Source organism: Pseudomonas sp. Irchel s3a10, from assembly GCF_900187525.1.
In the GTDB taxonomy this organism is placed as follows: domain Bacteria; phylum Pseudomonadota; class Gammaproteobacteria; order Pseudomonadales; family Pseudomonadaceae; genus Aquipseudomonas; species Aquipseudomonas koreensis_G.
In genome coordinates, this window is sequence record NZ_FYDR01000005.1 from 472,309 (window position 1) to 489,130 (window position 16,822).

The following is a 16,822-nucleotide window of genomic DNA, read 5'->3' on the forward strand; positions in this document are numbered from 1 at the left end:
CTGGATGACGTAAAAAGTTCAGAGTTGTGGGAGCCAGCAAGACTTGCCCCCACAGGTTTATCAGTTGCCATGGCAGCAACTGGATTTTGTTTCTCTCTCATATCGGTCGTGGTGCCGCACCCACTCCATGATCTCGTCTTCATTGCGGCCCTTTGGCGTGAGATCGAGGTAGTTGTAGGCGCCGACCAGCATGTCCAGACCGCGGGCATAAGTTGAGTAGGTGTGGAAAATGTCGCCCTTTGCATCACGATAAAACACACTCAGCCCCGGCATTTCTTCCTCGGCGCTGTAAGTCTTTTCGTAGTTGTAGGTAGCCTTTCCTGCAGCAACATCTTCAGCGCGGGCACACACGCCAAAGTCGTAGTTGAAATCGCAACCGTCTGACGACACCCAGTCGAATTTCCAGCCCATACGCCGCTTGAAGTCCTGGAACTGTTCAAACGGTGCATGGGAAACCGCGACCATTGCGATGTCGTGGTGGGCCAGGTGCAGATTGGCGCCGTCGATGTGGTCGGACAGGAACGAGCAGCCCTGACAGCCTTCCTCCCAGTCCTTGGCGAACATGAAGTGGTAAACGATCAACTGGCTGTGCTTGCCGAACAGGTCGGCCAGTTTCAGTTGGCCGTTTGGGCCTTGAAATCGGTAGTTCTTGTCGACTTTGACCCAGGGCAACGCGCGGCGCTTGGCACTGAGGCGGTCGCGTTCCTTGGTAAAGGCCTTTTCTTCGGCCAGATGTTGTTTGCGCGCAGCGAGCCATTCTTCGCGCGATACCACCGGATGATTCTCGATGTTCATGATGATTTCTCCTGCGGGGGTTGAAACCGTCTTTGTCAGACTAGTCGTTTAACCCTCGGGCAATTCGACAGACCGTCGGTCGGGCGCCGCGGAAAATGCAGCTGAACGGCTGCGATGCGTCCGGGTCACAACCTATGACAGCGCCCCAAATCACGCGCACCGGAGGTTGAATCAGGATGACGACTTATAACTGGGATTTGATTGAACGCCTGCTGCATGAAGTGCAAAACAGCGCAGGCGAAAGTTTCGCGCCTCGAAAATACGCCGAGGACTATGCGGCGCAGAAAGCCAGTGCGGGCGAGCCAATCGAGAATCTGGATCACCTGAAAACGGTGGCCTGCGAATATGAAGGCTTGTTGCTTGATCGTGGATTTATCGAACCGCGCCCGGATCATATGGGCAGTACCGGCAGCAATTTCATTCTGACGCCACGCGGATCAAGCCTGCTGAGCCTGATCGACAGCAGCATTCCCGGAAATGATCATCCGCGGCAGGTGCTGGACGAGCAGGAAGATGCTCTGGATCAAGCGACGTTTGATGAGGTGGCTTCCAAGGCGCAGATTGCCTGATAGCCTTTGTGGGAGCGGGCTTGCTCGCGAATGCGGTGTATCAGACACGTAAAGGGTGAATGACACGCCGCATTCGCGAGCAAGCCCGCTCCCACATTGTTTTTTGCATAGCCTTAAGGTTTTTGCGCGCCCTTCAGGCATTTGAGGTCGTTGAAATCTTTACGTACGCCTTCGATCTTTTTCAACAACCGCTGACGTTGCTGCGGCGTACTCTCGGCCATCAGATCCACCGCCAGCGAGCGCGCCTGTGCTTCGGTGTTGGCGTAGGCCTTTTGGTAATCCGCTGTCCATAAACGCTCGCGGTTGACCAGAAGTGTCTCGATTCGCTGTGGGAATTCCGGACTTTTGCGCTGGGCAACGGCGTTGCTGAGCTGTTGCTGCCAGTGCGCGCGGTTGGCGATCCATTGAGTGTTCTGATCGCCCAGCGCGGTCGACCAGGCCATCACCCGTTTTTCCTGAGTGGCGCTCAACGGGCCAAGCCAATCGGTCAGGCGCTTGTCCATGCGCGCGCCGCGCTCGGCGATCTGCTGCGCCAGTGGCGGTTGGACGTATTCCTTTTCACGTTTGCGCAGATCCTTGGCGAACGCATCGTTCATCTCGGCGACTTGTTTGTCGTCCAGCCCTTGCAGCAACTCGATGGCCGACGGTGTGATCTGCCGTGCGGTTTCGGCAATGGCTTTTTTCGCTTCCTCGGTTCGTGCTTGCAGCGCAGCGTCGGTCACCTGATTGCTTTCGACCATTGCCTGCAAGCGATCCAGCCAGTCGAGGTAGCCCGGCAGCTGCGTGGTGCAGTGCCAGTTCAGGTGTTCCTTGAGCCTTTCGTTGAACCAGTCCTTCTGCTCGCCGTTCATGTCCAGGTAGTCGCCAAGCGTCCACGGGATGATCACGTCGAGATTGCGATAGGCCAGGCCGACGCGGCTGCAGGCGCCGAGGGCGAGGGTGAAGATCAGCAGGGGGGTGAGGTACTTGAACCAGCGAGACATGGGCGAATCCTTGCGAGAGCCTGACGTCTGATTCTCATGTGAACGCAGGAAGCTCCCGGCAGTTCAGCCGATCAATAGAATGCGCGCTCGGCCTTGAGCGTCACCAGTCCGTCACACTGACTGTTGTGTCCCGAATACGCCGAGCATTCGCTGCCGCTGAGGTTGGAATTACTGTAGATCAGGTCCAGGTCGACGCCCATGAACGGCCGGGAAAATTTCACCGACCAGTCGGTAAAACTGCTGACATAACCACCGTCCACCGACACCGGTGTGTTCAGTTGGTGGGTGGTGTATTTCATGCTGATCCCAATGCCGAACGGCTGATTGCCGCCCAGGTCGGCGAAAAGCGTGTTGTTCTGTTTGTCCGGGTCGTTGCTGACGGCCACACCGAAGCGGCTGCCGAGCAGGGTCAGGCCGCCGAACAGCTCCTGGCTGTCGAGGGTATCCACCTTTGGATAGCTGTAGTGGATCATCCCGACTTCGTAGCCGAGGGTTTGATCGAAAGGTTGTTTAAAGCCGATGTAGGAGTCGATTTCGAGGTTCTTGCCCGGGGTCAGGCCCATGCTCGGTGCGTACTGGCCGACATACAAACCACTGTCGTGGCTCAGATCGAGGCCGCCGTGAAACGAGCCGACGGCTGACGGCTTGACCAGTCCCTGAGCCATGCTGCGGCTGGGCGTGGTGCCGAGTTTGAGGTCGAAGTCGCCAAGCTCGCGCTGGAAAATCTGCGCGTGCGCCGATGAGCAGGCTAGAAAGCCTACAAACAATAAACATGAATTTGGTTTGAGCATGCGTCACTCCATGAACAGCGAGGGCAGGGCTTGGCCTGCTGAAACGCTTGATCCAGACGCGTGCAAGGATACCGGCGAATGCTCGGCAATGATGGCCGTTCGTCGATTTTCAAAGGATTTGATTAAACAGAAGGAGGGGGTAACGCGGGTGCCAGTCCAGGCGCTTCGAAGCTCAAAGCGCCTCTGGACGGGTGTATTACCGGATGTTACTTCTTGCCCAGGCTGATCTGCTTGGACGGACCGAACGTCTGGCCGCTGACGCCTTTGGCAATTTGCTGGATTTCGCCGCCGGACTTAAGGAACGCTGCGATCTGATCGTTGATCGATTCGCTGGTTTCAACGGCTGGAGCTGGCTTTGCTTTGCTGGTGGATGCTTTTACACGCATGGCGGCCATTAACCTGTAGAAAAGTAACTCGGCCAGGCATCGTACAGGAATAACTTGACAATTGCTTGATAAATATCCCCGGGAATAACTGAGCGCGTGGGTGGATTATTCTCGATTAATTATCCGAAATATCCCCCTAAGCTACTGTTTTAAATAAGAACATTTTTTGGTCATTAGCGGAAACATTCGCCGTGAAACGGCGCCGCAGGCTCCGTGCTGGTCTGACGAATGGCGAGCCGTCCGCGCCAAACCCAGGGAAATCAAGGTGTCCGCAGATTTTCTGCGGCAGGCTGCTTGCCCAGCGAACGAGACCGGCAAAACCGGGTAGAATGCCGCCCACGCAATGAGGGTTCTGGAAAATGGCTTTAGTCGGGCGTTACAACAGTTTGCAAGTGGTTAAACACACTAACTTCGGTTTATATCTGGACGGCGGTGCCGACGGCGAAATTCTTTTGCCCAACCGTTATATCCCTAAAGATATTCCCAGCGAAGATGAAGACTGGCTCAACGTTTTTATTTATCTGGACAGCGATGACAAACTTATCGCTACCACTGAAAAACCAAAAGTTCAGGTCGGCGAATTTGCCAGCCTGAAAGTTGTTGAAGTCAACAGCATCGGTGTGTTCCTCGATTGGGGCCTGCCCAAAGATCTGTTGCTGCCGTACTCAGAAGAAAAGCGTCAGATGACCGCTGGCGAGTACTGCGTGGTGCACGTCTATCTGGACAAACACACCCGCCGCATCACCGCCACCGCGCGTCTGGATCGCTATCTCGACAAGACCCCGGCCAACTACAGCGCCGGTCAGGAAGTTGATCTGCTGGTGGCTGAAGCCACCGACATGGGCTTCAAGGCGATCATCAACAACAAGCACTGGGGCTTGATCCACAAGAATGAGATCTTCAAGTTCATGCGTTCCGGCATGCGCGAGAAGGGTTTCATCAAGGAAGTGCGCGCCGACGGCAAGATCAGCCTTAGCCTGCAACCGGTGGGTCAGGAAGCGGCGAGCAGCCTGAGCTCGAAGATTCTCGCCAAGTTGCGCGAAAGCGATGGCTCGCTGGCCGTCAGCGACAAGAGCGATCCGGCGTTGATCAGCAGTCTGTTCGGTGTCAGCAAGGGCAACTTCAAGAAAGCCATTGGTTCGCTGTACAAGGAAGGCAAGATCGTCATTCATGCCGATCGCATTGAACTAACCTGAATGAACGCCGGCCCCATGTAGGAGCTGCCGCAGGCTGCGATCTTTTGCCTTTTGAAGATCAACAGATCGCAGCCTGCGGCAGCTCCTACATGAGGATTCGCAAATGAAGAAAGCGCTGATCGCTTATATTGCTACGCTGGTGGCGTTTCTGTTGCTCGATGGCATCTGGCTCGGCGTATTGATGGCGCCAACCTACCGCGAACTGCTCGGTTCGCTGATGCTCGAAAAACCGCTGCTGGTTCCGGCAGCGGTTTTTTATTGCCTGTATGTTTTTGGCTGTGTGCTGTTTGTGGTCTTGCCGGCGCAGAGCTGGCAACGTGCGGCAAAGATGGGCGCGCTGCTGGGGCTGGTGGCGTATGGCACGTATGACCTGACCAACTGGGCCACGTTGCGCGGCTGGTCGGTGCAGGTGAGTTTGATGGATTGGGCGTGGGGGACGGTTGCCACGGCTGTGGCGTGTACGGTCGGCTTTTTGGTGGCAAAGCGATTTTGAAGTCAGCCCCGTAATCTTTGTTGTCTGGAGCGACGCCTTCGCGAGTAAGCCCGCTCCCACAGGGGGAATGCGATCATCCTGTGGGAGCGGGCTTGCTCGCGAATGGCGGCGCAGCCGACAACCATTCGCCGCTGCCGCAACAGACAAACTAAATGTCTTTTCCAGACGGTTTTTTCTGTCCGACTGATTGATAATCCCGACACAGATTTTTGACCAGTGGATGGCTGCCATGTTGTGTGTGTTCGAGGTGTTGCGGTGAGTGTCGAGCGGCGCAATGCCGACGGTTTTGCCTTGCAGGTGATGATCGGCCTCTGCCTGATCTGGGGCGTGCAGCAAGTGATGATCAAGTGGGCCGCGCCCGACATCGCGCCAGTGATGCAGGCCGCCGGGCGCTCGGGGATTTCCGCGTTGCTGGTGGGCTTGCTGCTGTGCTGGAAGGGCGGCTGGGATCAGGTGGGCAACACCTGGCGCGGCGGACTGCTGGCCGGTGCATTGTTCGGTCTGGAGTTCTTCTTCATCGCCGAAGGTCTGCAACTGACCACCGCCGCGCATATGTCAGTGTTCCTCTACACCGCGCCGATTTTTACCGCACTGGGCGTGCATTTCCTGTTGGCCAGCGAACGCTTGCGGCCGTTGCAATGGCTGGGGATTCTGCTCGCGTTCGTCGGTATCGCCATTGCCTTCGCCGGTGGCGTGTCGTGGGACAACCTCGACCGGCGCATGCTGCTGGGCGATGCGTTCGGGGTCATTGCCGGCGCCTGCTGGGGCGCGACCACCGTGGTGGTGCGCGCCTCGCGTCTGTCAGAGGCGCCAGTGACGCTGACCCTGTTCTATCAGCTGATCGTCGGCTTCGTCGGTCTGCTGTTGATCGCACTGTTCAGCGGCCAGATCACTCACGTCAGCCTGACCACCGTGGCGGTGGCCAGCGTGTTGTTTCAGGGCCTGGTGGTGTCGTTCTTCAGCTACCTGACCTGGTTCTGGCTGCTGCGCCGCTACCTGGCGGCCAATCTGGCAGTGTTTTCGTTCATGACCCCGTTGTTCGGCGTCACGTTCGGCGTGGTACTGCTCGGTGAAAAATTGAGCGTGAACTTCGTCATCGGCGCGGTGCTGGTGTTGCTCGGCATCACCTTTGTCAGCGCTGAGCAGTGGGTGCGTCGGCGTTTGCGCAAAGCCCTCGGCCAGCACTGACCGATTGCAGCGCCAGCCCGCCGGCAATCAGCAGACCGCTGCCGGCAATGATCAGCGCCGGTTGCAGATCACCGCTGAAATGGCTGCTCAGCGCCGCCAGTAGCGGGCCGCTGAGCTGGCCGACGGCAAAGCACGCCGTCAGCAGCCCGGCATTGCGCTGGGTGCTGTGCGGCGCCAGTTCCCGCGAGCGTTGCATCACCAGTTGCATGCACGCCAGGAACGGCATGCCACACAACACCACCCCCAGCGCCAGGCCATAAGCGCTGCCCAACAGACACGCGAAGACCCCGAGCGCCTGCAACCAAAGGGTGGCGGTCAGCCAGTGCCGCGTGGTGTTCGGATCGTGGCGACGCAGGCTCACCAATAGCACGCCAATCGCTGCGCCGAGACCGAAACACGGCCAGAACAGATCGGCCTGCCATTGCCCATGAAACTGCGCGTTAGCCATTTGCGAGAGAAATGTGGCGGGGATGATGTAACCCACGCCATATAACGCATACACCGCCGCCAGTCGCGGGATACCGCGATTCGAATGGCTGACGTTGAGGGTGGCGACCGGCGTGTGCACGCCCGGTTGCGGCAGGATCCGCACGATCCCCAGCAACATCAGCAGCGCCACGGCGGCATAGATCAGCCACAAGGTGGCAGATGTCTGGTTCAGCAGATGTGAGAACAGTGCCAGCAACCCGGTCAGAAAAATTCCCAGTCCGGGACCGGCAAATACCAGTGCCCCCAGCCGTGGCCGGCCTGCCGCCGCTGCCAGTGGTTGACTCAGCGCCGTAATCATCACCAGCACCCAGGCACTCGCCACCCCGGTGCCAAAGCGCAGCAACAGGTGCGCCCAGAAACCGTTGGCCCAGAACGAGGCCAGGGTCAGCAGCACACACAGCCACAAACCGCCATGCAACCGACGCCGCACTTGCGGTGGACGGTGAGCGAACATCGCATCCACCGCGCCCAGCAGGTAGCCGAGGTAGTTGGCCGCAGCAATCAGACCGGCGCCCGTCAGGTCGACCTGACCCTCGCTGAGCAGATGCGGCAGTTGCGGTGTAAGGGCGAAACGCCCGATGCCCATAGCCATCATCAGGGCGACGAAACAGGCGGATAAACGAATCAAGGGCGACATGGTCGGGATTCCTTTGGAGGAGCAATGACCGTCAGGCTAGAAGCGATTGACTTTCTTTAAAATTGAATAATAGTGAGTAACTTGTTCTGTTATGGAGAAAGGTAGTGGAGTTCAGCCAATTGCGGATCTTCCAGGCAGTGGCCGAGGAAGGTTCGATCACCCGCGCCGCCGAGCGTCTGCACCGGGTGCCGTCCAACCTGTCGACCCGGCTCAAACAGCTGGAAGAGCAATTGGGCGTCGAACTTTTCGTCCGCGAGCGTCAGCGATTGCAGTTATCGCCTGCGGGAAAAGTCCTGCTGGACTACACCGGCAAGCTGTTCGCCTTGCGCGATCAGGCCAGTGCCGCGGTGATGGGCGGGCAACCAGCGGGGGATTTCGTCCTCGGCACGCTGTACAGCACGGCGGCGATCCATTTACCGGCGTTGCTGGCGCGCTATCACAAGCAATACCCGGCGGTGAATCTGCAAGTGCAGTCCGGACCCAGCGGCGAATTGCTCGAAGGTCTGGTCTCCGGGCGTCTCGATGCGGCGCTGGTGGACGGCCCGCCACAACTGGCGGGGATCGACGGCGTGCCGCTGTGTGAGGAGCGTCTGGTGCTGATCAGCGAGGCCGACCACCCGCCGATCCGCAGCGCCAAGGACGTCGAGGGCAGGGCGGTGTTCACCTTCCGCCACGGTTGCGCCTACCGTGCGCGGCTGGAGGCGTGGTTCGTTCACTATCAGGCGGCGATGGGGCGGGCGATGGAGATCGAGTCCTATCAGGGCATGCTTGCCTGCGTGATTGCCGGCAGCGGTGTGGCATTGATGTCGGAGTCGATGCTGGCCAGTCTGCCGGGGCGCGAAAGCGTTGCAGTGCACCCGTTGGCCGAGCCGTTTGCCAGTGCGACAACGTGGCTCATGTGGCGCAAGGGCATGGTCGGGGCCAACCTCAATGCCTGGATTGAACAACAGCAAGCGCTCTATCCCGTGGCCGCGAATGAATCCCGGCAGACGGCGTGAACCTACCGAGGGTAATTCTGTTCAATTCAGTAACAGATCATTGCGGATTTGGCCGAGCATTGCGTAGGACTTCGGACTATTATCAGTGCGAAGCGGCCTCAGAATTCCGGCCGCTCAGCACTACCCTGAAGGGGGCATGACGATGAAAGAGAAAATTCAGAACTGGCTGCACGATTTGGGTGTTGCCCTCGGCTTGATCGAACCGCCTCTGCAACCCGTACCGATCCGCACCGATGATGAACAGCGCCGGCGTCAACAACGTCGCCGGTAAGCACGACTCACAAGTGAGTGACGCTTGTGGTGGCGAGGGAGCTTGCTCCCGCCCGGCTGCGCAGCAGTCGTAACGTCACTGAACAAGGTCCGTCTGGCACAACCGGGCTGAATGGTGTTGGGGCTGCTTTGCAGCCCAGCGGGAGCAAGCTCCCTCGCCACAGGGTTTGAGCTCACCCTGAAGGATGTATTAGGCAATCTCCCTCAATGCCGTCCAATCTCTAACAAAAATCGACTCAGGTCATTCGCGGTCTTCGCGGTCTTGAGCATGTGATCCTCTTCGGCAGTAAACGCCGTCAGTCCGAATTCATCTTCCAGATGAAAGATCAGATCCTCGATATCCGCCTTCTCCAGCCCTAACTGCACCAGACTGGTGTCGTCGTTGAATTCGCGGGATTCCAGCAGGCGCCGAATGTATCGGTGCACCGCAGCACGCACGGCAGCTCTTCTCATGGCAGAGGTTTTCGTGGTTGTTTCGACTGATTACAGCAGGCCTCAAGCGTGCCCGCGCAGCCATTCGTCAATCATCGAACGTAAATGCCCGCCGGAAAAACTGCCGAAATGTCCGCCATGCACGGTGCGGATCGGTAGCGCCTGCAAACGCCGCAGACTGGCGGCGTAATCCTGCAGATTGGAGTGGTAGGCGTCCTCGATCAACGGCCCGTCGTAAATGATGTCGCCGCTAAACAACGTTTCGGTCGCCGCTTCATACAGGCTGATCCCGCCCGGCGAGTGCCCCGGCGTATGCAGCACTTGCAGGGTGCGATCGCCCAGATCCAGCACGTCGCCATCCTCGACAAACCCGGTGGCCGGCGCAGCCTTGACCCGGTATTCGGCGTAGCACAGCGGGCAGTCCGGGTGCGCCTCGAACATGTCGTCGCAGACGAAGGCCCGGCTCAGGTCGTTCTCTCCGTCCGGCGCGGCGAGGATGTCGGCCTCGGCACGATGCACCAGGCGCTCGGCGAATTCGTGATGCCCGGCAATGTGGTCGAAGTGGCAATGACTGGCCACCGCCACCAATGGCCGCTCGGTAATCCACGGCAACTGCTCGCGCAGGCTGACCAGTCCCGAACCGCTGTCGAGCAGCAGATCCTTGTCGCGGCCCTGAATATGCCAGAGGTTGCAGCGGTAGAACGGGCGGATGTACGGCTCGTGGATCAACCGGATGCCATCGCTCAAACTCAAAACTTCGAACCATTGATCGCGAGAAACAATCTTCATCAATCATTTTCTCCAGACGAAAAAAACGGGTGTGGCAACCGACGCCACACCCGTCGAAGAAAGCATCAAGTCGTTACATCAAAGCTTAGATGGCACTGGCCACGGTCGCAGGGCGACGCGATGCCAGGCTGACCACAACAAAACTCACGAGACCCACCGCCAGGCTGTAGTAGATCGGCGTGTTCGCATCCAGACCGTCCTTGAACATGAACAGCAGCGCGGTGGCGAAACCCAGGCCCATGCTGGCGATGGCGCCGGCGGTGGTTGCGCGTTTCCAGAAGATCGCACCGATCAGCGGAATCAGCATGCCGCCGACCAGCAGGTTGTAGGCCAGGGTCAGGGCGCTGATCACGTCATTCACCACCAGCGCGATGCCGAGCACCACAACACCGGTGAGCAGAGTGAACAGACGGTTGATCGCCAGACTCGACTGTTTGCCGCCGCGCAGTTTCGGCAGCAGGTCTTCGGTCAGGGTGGTGGCAGCAGCCAGCAGGCCGGCGCTGGCGGTGGACATCATCGCGGCCAGTGCCGCAGCGATCACCAGGCCACGGATGCCGTCCGGCAGCGACAGTTTGACGATGGCGGCGAAGGCGTTGTTGACGTTGTCCAGATCCGGGATCAGTACGTGAGCGGCCATGCCGATCAGCGCGCAGGCCAGACCGTAGAGAATGCAGTAGATACCGGCGATGCTGCCGGCGTACTGGGCGACTTTGGCGGTCTTGACGGTGAACACCCGTTGCCAGATGTCCTGACCGATCAGGATGCCGAAGAAGTAGATCATGAAGTAGGTGATGATCGTGTCCCAGCCGATGGTGGTGAAGTTGAACGCCGCTGCCGGCAGCTTCAGCACCAGTTCGTCCCAGCCGCCGACGCGGTACAGGCAGATCGGCAACAGGATGAACATCAGGCCTACGGTCTTGATGATGAACTGGACGATGTCGGTGAGGGTCAGCGACCACATGCCGCCGATCGCCGAATAGATCACCACCACGCCACCGCCGAGCAGTACCGAGATCCAGAACGGCAGGCCGAACAGCACTTGCAGCACGGTGCCGATGGCGAGGATCGAGGTCACGCCGATCATCAGCGCGTAGGCCAGCATGATCGCCGCGCTCGCCGAGCGGGCCATCGGGTTATAGCGCTTTTCCAGCACCTGGGTAACGGTGTAGATCTTCAGTTTCAGCAGCGGTTTGGCGAGGAACAGGTTCAGCGCGACGATGCCGCAACCCAGCGCCGCACACAGCCAGAAACCGGAGATGCCATGCACGTAGCCCAGGCGCACGGTGCCAACGGTGGATGCGCCACCCAATACGGTCGCGGCCATGGTGCCCATGTACAGGCTTGGGCCGAGGTTACGACCAGCCACGAGAAAGTCCTCGTTGGTCTTGGCCTTGCGCATGCCGAAGTAGCCGAGCAAGAGCATGCCGGCGGCGTAGATGAGGACGACGAATAAATCCAAAGCCATGATGGCGTGTCTCCGATTGTCTTTTTTATGTGAGGCGGAATTCGATTTGCCCTTGTGGGAGCGGGCTTGCTCGCGAATGCTTCGGGTCAGTCACATTAATGCTGGATGTGCCGCCGTCTTCGCGAGCAAGTCCGCTCCCACAGGGGATTTGCGTCAGGCGGCCTGACGCAGTTGGGGTTTTACTGCGGCTTCACGCCGGGCATCCGTGGGCCCGAACACTTCCCGCGGTTCCGGGAACAGGCTCAGCAGCGTCAGGTACACCACCGACGCCAGGCCCAGGGTTACCGGCAGGCTGATGTCGATACCACCGGCCAACTCGCCCAGCGGGCCAACGAATTGCCCCGGCAGGTTGACGAAGCACAGGCCGACCGCCGCGCTCGGGATCCATGCGCCCAGACCACGCCAGTTCCAGCCGTGGTTGAACCAGTAGCGTCCGCCTTGCTCGCCGCGAGTGAACACTTGCAGGTCATCCGGGCAGTAGAAGCCGCGACGCACCAGCAGGCCGATGATCATGATCACCATCCACGGGGTGGTGCAGGTGATGATCAGCACGGCGAAGGTCGACACGCTCTGCACCAAATTCGCCGCAAAGCGCCCGATGAAGATGAAGGCAATCGATAGCACGCCGATCAGCAGCGTCGCCTTGACCCGCGACAGCACCCGTGGAAACACGCTGGACATGTCCAGCCCGGTGCCATACAGCGAGGTGGTGCCGGTGGACATGCCGCCGATCACCGCAATCAAGCACACCGGCAGGAAGAACCAGCTCGGCGATACCGCCAGCAGGCCGCCCACATAGTTGTTCGCCGCGATGTAGTCCGGCGCCTTGATCGCGACGATGGTCGCGGTGCTCAGGCCGAACAGGAACGGGATGAACGTGGCGATCTGCGACAGCACCACGGCGGCCATGATTCGCTGCTTGGAAGTGTCACGCGGGATGTAGCGCGACCAGTCGCCGAGGAACGCGCCGAAGGAAATCGGGTTGCTCATCGCGACCAGCGCCGCGCCGATGAACGCCGCCCAGAAGCCCGGTTGACCGAGGTTTACCGTACCGGCGTAGTTGACATCGAAAGGACCGGCGAAGGCGAAGATGCCCAGCAGGAACAACAGGCTGGCGCTCCACACCGCGATCTTGTTCACCCACAGCAAAAAGCGGAAGCCGTAGATGCACACGGTCAGCACCAGAATCGCGAACAGACCGTAGGCCAGGCCCAGGGTCAGGTCGGTTTCCGGCAGACCGATCAGGCGTTTCGCCCCACCGATCAACGCATCGCCCGAACTCCACACCGAGAGCGAGAAAAACGCGATGGCGGTCAACAGCGACAGGAACGAACCGACGATCCGCCCGTGTACGCCGAAATGCGCCCCGGAGGACACGGCATTGTTGGTGCCGTTGAGCGGGCCGAACAGGCCCATCGGTGCGAGGATCAGCGAGCCGAGCAGCACGCCCAGCACAATCGCCCAGACACCGGCCTGAAACGACAGACCGAACAGCACCGGGAAACTGCCAAGCACGGCGGTGGCAAAGGTGTTCGAACCGCCGAAGATCATCCGGAACAAATCCGTCGGGCCTGCGGTGCGTTCGTGGTCCGGGATCTGTTCGACCCCGTGGGTTTCAATTTGCGTAAGGCTTTGGTCGTTGTTGTTGTTATTCATGATCTGCTCCGATCATAAAGGCGCGCCTCATCGTGTGTGAGGCGTCACCTGTTTGGCTAAGGGGATGGCAGCCCTTCCGGCATGGCGGATAAATGTTCGTGGCAGGCCAGCCAATGGCCTTGTTGTTCTAGGCTCGACGCTTGTTTCCTGAAAACAATCGTCTCGCGCTCCTGGCTGAAATGTTGCTCCCCTTGCATGCGCAGCTCGGTGGCCACGTCATGGATAAACACCGCCACGTCACCTTGCAAGCTGACGAAGGCGTTGCTTGAAGTGCACGACAACACTTCGAAGCCATCCTCGGCGCGCCAGCTGTCCCACAACGCTTGATAGGCATCGCGCGACAGCAGCGGCTGTTCGAGGGTGTAAAACACGAAGCTCGCATCGGCGCTGAACGCGCCGAAATAAGCCTCGCGATCGTTACGAGCGAAGGCGGACACCAGATCGGCAGCCGCTTGCAACACCTGATCACGTTCGTTCATGGCCGAACCCTCAGCGGTGGACCACGCCAGGCAGTACGCAGAGCATTTCGTACAGCAGGTTGGCGGCCAGCAGCGAGGTGTTGCCGGTGGTGTCATAAGCGGGCGAGACTTCTACCAGATCGCAGCCGATCAGGTCGAGGCCTTGGCAGCCGCGTACGATTTCAATCGCCTGAATGGTCGTCAGACCACCGATTTCCGGGGTGCCGGTACCTGGCGCCCAGGCCGGGTCGATGCCGTCGATGTCGAAGCTCAGGTACACCGGGCCGCCGCCGACTTTCTCGCGCACTTCGGCCATCAGCGGTGCCAGTGACTTGTGCCAGCACTCTTCGGCCTGCACCACGCGGAAACCCTGATCGCGGCTCCAGTTGAAGTCGTCAGCGGTGTAGCCCTGCGCGCGAAGACCAATCTGCACCACGCGGTCGCAGTCCAGCAGACCTTCTTCGACGGCGCGACGGAAGGTTGTGCCGTGGGCGATCTTCTCGCCGAACATGTGATCGTTGACGTCAGCGTGCGCATCGATGTGCACCAGACCGACCTTGCCGTGCTTTTTATGGATGGCACGCAGGATCGGCAGGGTGATGGTGTGGTCGCCACCCAGGGTCATCGGGATCACGTTGTGCTCGAGGATGTTGTCGTAGGCTTCTTCGATGATGCGCACGGCGTCGAGCAGATTAAAGGTGTTGATCGCCACGTCACCGATGTCGGCGACCGACAGCGAGTCGAACGGCGCGGCGCCGGTGGCCATGTTGTACGGGCGGATCATCACCGATTCGGTGCGGATGTCGCGTGGCCCGAAGCGGGTGCCGGGGCGCAGCGAAGTACCGATGTCCAGTGGCACGCCAACGAAGGCAGCGTCCAGGCCGGCAGCGGTCGGTACATGGGGGAGTCGGAGCATGGTGGCGATGCCGCCGAAGCGCGGCATTTCGTTGCCGCCCAGTGGTTGGTGAAGAATCTTGTCCACGGGTAGGGCCTCATCGTCTTTGTTTTATTTATGTCGGCGCACCGTTGAACACAGGTTCGGACGCCGTTGTGGGGCCGATTCTGCGAAATGTAGTGGAGGGGAAGAATCGCTACGGGCAAAAACTTAGTTCAGAATTTTCTAAACTAATGGTGAGGCCCGGGATAGACTTCTTGCCAAGTGAAACACCCCTGTAGGAACTGCCGAAGGCTGCGATCTTTTGATTTTCGGCGCCTTCAAGGCTGCCAGAAATCAAGATCAAAAGATCGCAGCCTGCGGCAGCTCCTACAGGGATCGGTGAGTTCAAATGATTTGTGGAGTACCTGATGGCCAACGCTTTACCCGACCTGAAACTATTGCGCATCTTCGTCAGCGTGGTCCGGCATCAGGGCTTCGCTAACGCGCAGCAGGAGCTCAACCTGTCGACCTCGGCGATCAGCACCTACATGAGCCAGCTCGAAGCCGCGCTCGGTCTGGTGCTGTGCCATCGCGGGCGGGGCGGGTTCAGCCTGACCAGCAAGGGCGAGCTGTTCCATCAGGAAACCCTGCGCCTGCTGGCCGAGCTCGAAGGATTCGAGCAATACGCCGCTGCGCTCAAGGGCGAATTGCGCGGCACGCTCAACCTCGGGGTGATCGACTCCACCGTCAGTGACAAGGCCTTGCCGTTCGCCGAAGCCATCGGCGCCTACAGTCAGGAACACCCGGCGGTGCATTTGCACCTGTCGGTGATGAGCCCGTACGAACTGCAACTCGGTGTGCAGGACAATCGCCTCGACTTGGCCATCGGCGCGTTCTCCACGCGCATGAGCGGTCTGGTGTACATGCCGCTGTACCGCGAGCAGCACTGGCTGTATTGCAGCAGCCGGCATCCGCTGTTCAACGAGCGGCGAATCCCCGAGCAGGTCATCACCCAGCAACGCATGGTCGGCCGTGGTTACTGGAGCCAGGCAGAGCTGGCGCGCCACGGTTTCAAACACAGCGCGGCGACCGTGGAAAGTATGGAGGCGCAGCTCATTCTGGTGCTGTCCGGCGCCTACATCGGTTATCTGCCGGAGCACTACGCCCAGGCCTGGGCCGACAAGGGCGACCTGCGCGTGTTGCTGCCGGCGACCTTCGGCTATCAGGCGCCGTTTTCGATGATCATGCGTCGTGGCCGCAGCCGCGAGCCGCTGATCCAGACCTTCCGTGATTTGCTCAAAGCACAGCTCAATCAGGCATAAGAACCATGTCCAGACCCCAATGCCCGCGCTGCCTGCGCCCACACACCCACTGCCTGTGCCCGCTGATCCCCAGCCTCGACAGCCGCACCCGCGTTCTGCTGTTGCAGCACCCAAGCGAGGTCAATCACGCGCTCAACACTGCGCGACTGGCGGCTCTTGGTTTGACCAATGCCGAGCTGATTGTCGGGGAAGTGTTCGAGGATCTGCCGACGCTGCTCAATCGGCCGGGGTATCAGGCGCGGTTGTTGTTTCCCGCCGACGATGCGCAGCCGCTGCAGGCTTACCGTGAATCCGATCAACTGTTGTTGCTGGTGGTGCCCGACGGCACTTGGCGCAAGGCACGCAAGATGCTCCACCTCAATCCGCTACTGGCAGCGTTGCCACGGGTGACGCTGGCCGCGGGCGGGGTGTCGCGCTACCGCTTGCGCAAGGCCCCGGGGCCGGGGGCGTTGTCGACCATCGAGGCGATTGTGCAGGCGCTGGAAACTCTGGAAGCGCCGATGACGTTTGCGCCGTTGCTCAAGCCGTTCGAAGCGTTGATCGAGGGGCAGATTGCGGCGATGGGGGAGGAAGTTTTTCAGCGCAATCATGGCGACAGATAGTTGTTGCCAGTAACGGCCTCTTCGCGAGCAAGCCCGCTCCCACAGGGGAATGCATTCCAAATGTGGGAGCGGGCTTGCTCGCGAAGGCGTCGGATCAATCAGCGCAAATCCCAACAACGTCCACAATCGGCTTCTTCCAGCAGGAATGCGATCACCTGTGGGAGCGGGCTTGCTCGCGAAGGCGCCAGAACAATCACCGCAAATCCCAACAATGTCCACAATCGGCATTCTTCCAGCAGGAATGCATTCCAAATGTGGGAGCGGGCTTGCTCGCGAAAGCGTCGGATCAATCACCGCAAATCCCAACAATGTCCACAATCGGCTTCTTCCAGCAGGAACGCATTCCAAATGTGGGAGCGGGCTTGCTCGCGAAAGCGTCGGATCAATCAGCGCAAATCCCAACAACGTCCACAATCGGCTTCTTCC

19 protein-coding genes are annotated in these 16,822 nt (G+C 59.7%); 8 read left to right on the top strand and 11 right to left on the bottom strand.

What is annotated here, in order from left to right:
- Positions 1-60: 60 nt before the first annotated feature.
- Entirely contained in the window at positions 61-795 is a 735-nt protein-coding gene (locus CKW11_RS18070) for a thioredoxin family protein (protein ID WP_095138589.1), read from the bottom strand.
- A gap of 176 nt (positions 796-971) precedes the next feature.
- Here CKW11_RS18070 and CKW11_RS18075 point away from each other — a divergent pair, with 176 nt between their 5' ends.
- Positions 972-1,364 carry a transcriptional regulator gene (locus tag CKW11_RS18075; protein WP_095138590.1) on the top strand — a complete coding sequence of 131 codons (393 nt, stop codon included), beginning with the start codon at positions 972-974 and terminating at the stop codon, positions 1,362-1,364.
- Positions 1,365-1,477: 113 nt separating this feature from the next.
- Here the strand turns inward: CKW11_RS18075 and CKW11_RS18080 are convergent, their stop codons facing one another.
- The 3 genes from CKW11_RS18080 to CKW11_RS18090 all read right to left on the bottom strand — a co-directional run bounded on the left by CKW11_RS18080 (position 1,478) and on the right by CKW11_RS18090 (position 3,533).
- Positions 1,478-2,347, bottom strand: coding sequence for a DUF6279 family lipoprotein (locus CKW11_RS18080; RefSeq protein WP_095138591.1), 870 nt, complete (start codon positions 2,345-2,347; stop codon positions 1,478-1,480).
- A gap of 71 nt (positions 2,348-2,418) precedes the next feature.
- The gene (locus tag CKW11_RS18085) at positions 2,419-3,138 is read right to left on the bottom strand and encodes a TorF family putative porin (protein WP_095138592.1); all 720 of its coding nucleotides are present in this window, start codon (positions 3,136-3,138) and stop codon (positions 2,419-2,421) included.
- A 206-nt stretch (positions 3,139-3,344) separates the two neighbouring features.
- Positions 3,345-3,533: a hypothetical protein gene (locus tag CKW11_RS18090; protein ID WP_016985943.1), complete on the bottom strand. Its 189-nt coding sequence runs from the start codon at positions 3,531-3,533 to the stop codon at positions 3,345-3,347.
- A 350-nt stretch (positions 3,534-3,883) separates the two neighbouring features.
- Between CKW11_RS18090 and CKW11_RS18095 the strand changes: the two genes are divergently transcribed.
- The 3 genes from CKW11_RS18095 (at position 3,884) to CKW11_RS18105 (ending at position 6,401) form a co-directional block, all read left to right on the top strand.
- Positions 3,884-4,720, top strand: coding sequence for a S1 RNA-binding domain-containing protein (locus tag CKW11_RS18095; RefSeq protein WP_095138593.1), 837 nt, complete (start codon positions 3,884-3,886; stop codon positions 4,718-4,720).
- A 103-nt stretch (positions 4,721-4,823) separates the two neighbouring features.
- Positions 4,824-5,213, top strand: coding sequence for a DUF2177 family protein (locus tag CKW11_RS18100; protein ID WP_095138594.1), 390 nt, complete (start codon positions 4,824-4,826; stop codon positions 5,211-5,213).
- Positions 5,214-5,468: 255 nt separating this feature from the next.
- Positions 5,469-6,401 carry a DMT family transporter gene (locus tag CKW11_RS18105; protein WP_095138595.1) on the top strand — a complete coding sequence of 311 codons (933 nt, stop codon included), beginning with the start codon at positions 5,469-5,471 and terminating at the stop codon, positions 6,399-6,401.
- Here the strand turns inward: CKW11_RS18105 and CKW11_RS18110 are convergent.
- The gene (locus tag CKW11_RS18110) at positions 6,346-7,527 is read right to left on the bottom strand and encodes an MFS transporter (RefSeq protein ID WP_095138596.1); all 1,182 of its coding nucleotides are present in this window, start codon (positions 7,525-7,527) and stop codon (positions 6,346-6,348) included. The two genes, CKW11_RS18105 and CKW11_RS18110, sit on opposite strands and share 56 nt — an antisense overlap.
- Before the next feature lie 104 nt (positions 7,528-7,631).
- Between CKW11_RS18110 and CKW11_RS18115 the strand changes: the two genes are divergently transcribed.
- Positions 7,632-8,525 carry a LysR family transcriptional regulator gene (locus tag CKW11_RS18115; RefSeq protein WP_095138597.1) on the top strand — a complete coding sequence of 298 codons (894 nt, stop codon included), beginning with the start codon at positions 7,632-7,634 and terminating at the stop codon, positions 8,523-8,525.
- Positions 8,526-8,667: 142 nt separating this feature from the next.
- A complete protein-coding gene (locus tag CKW11_RS28870) occupies positions 8,668-8,796 on the top strand; it encodes a PA1414 family protein (protein WP_007914492.1) in 129 nt (42 codons plus the stop codon).
- Positions 8,797-8,999: 203 nt separating this feature from the next.
- Here CKW11_RS28870 and CKW11_RS18120 read toward each other — a convergent pair whose 3' ends face one another.
- From CKW11_RS18120 to speB, 6 genes are all read right to left on the bottom strand, one after another.
- Positions 9,000-9,248, bottom strand: a complete 249-nt coding sequence (locus CKW11_RS18120) for a phosphopantetheine-containing protein (RefSeq protein ID WP_095138598.1) — start codon at positions 9,246-9,248, stop codon at positions 9,000-9,002.
- Between the two features lie 42 nt (positions 9,249-9,290).
- Positions 9,291-10,016, bottom strand: coding sequence for an MBL fold metallo-hydrolase (locus CKW11_RS18125; RefSeq protein ID WP_095138599.1), 726 nt, complete (start codon positions 10,014-10,016; stop codon positions 9,291-9,293).
- Positions 10,017-10,101: 85 nt separating this feature from the next.
- Positions 10,102-11,481, bottom strand: coding sequence for a sodium:solute symporter (locus tag CKW11_RS18130; protein ID WP_095138600.1), 1,380 nt, complete (start codon positions 11,479-11,481; stop codon positions 10,102-10,104).
- A 153-nt stretch (positions 11,482-11,634) separates the two neighbouring features.
- Positions 11,635-13,137 carry a cytosine permease gene (locus CKW11_RS18135; protein WP_095138601.1) on the bottom strand — a complete coding sequence of 501 codons (1,503 nt, stop codon included), beginning with the start codon at positions 13,135-13,137 and terminating at the stop codon, positions 11,635-11,637.
- A gap of 56 nt (positions 13,138-13,193) precedes the next feature.
- Positions 13,194-13,616, bottom strand: coding sequence for a nuclear transport factor 2 family protein (locus CKW11_RS18140; protein WP_095138602.1), 423 nt, complete (start codon positions 13,614-13,616; stop codon positions 13,194-13,196).
- Between the two features lie 10 nt (positions 13,617-13,626).
- Positions 13,627-14,577, bottom strand: a complete 951-nt coding sequence (speB, locus tag CKW11_RS18145; RefSeq protein ID WP_003222717.1) for an agmatinase — start codon at positions 14,575-14,577, stop codon at positions 13,627-13,629.
- Between the two features lie 323 nt (positions 14,578-14,900).
- On the opposite strand from speB, the gene CKW11_RS18150 reads away from it, so the two are divergent.
- Both CKW11_RS18150 and CKW11_RS18155 read left to right on the top strand, forming a co-directional pair.
- Complete coding sequence (locus CKW11_RS18150; RefSeq protein WP_007956593.1) at positions 14,901-15,794, top strand: LysR family transcriptional regulator; 894 nt, start codon at positions 14,901-14,903, stop codon at positions 15,792-15,794.
- A 5-nt stretch (positions 15,795-15,799) separates the two neighbouring features.
- Complete coding sequence (locus CKW11_RS18155; RefSeq protein ID WP_095138603.1) at positions 15,800-16,396, top strand: tRNA-uridine aminocarboxypropyltransferase; 597 nt, start codon at positions 15,800-15,802, stop codon at positions 16,394-16,396.
- Positions 16,397-16,822: the final 426 nt, after the last annotated feature.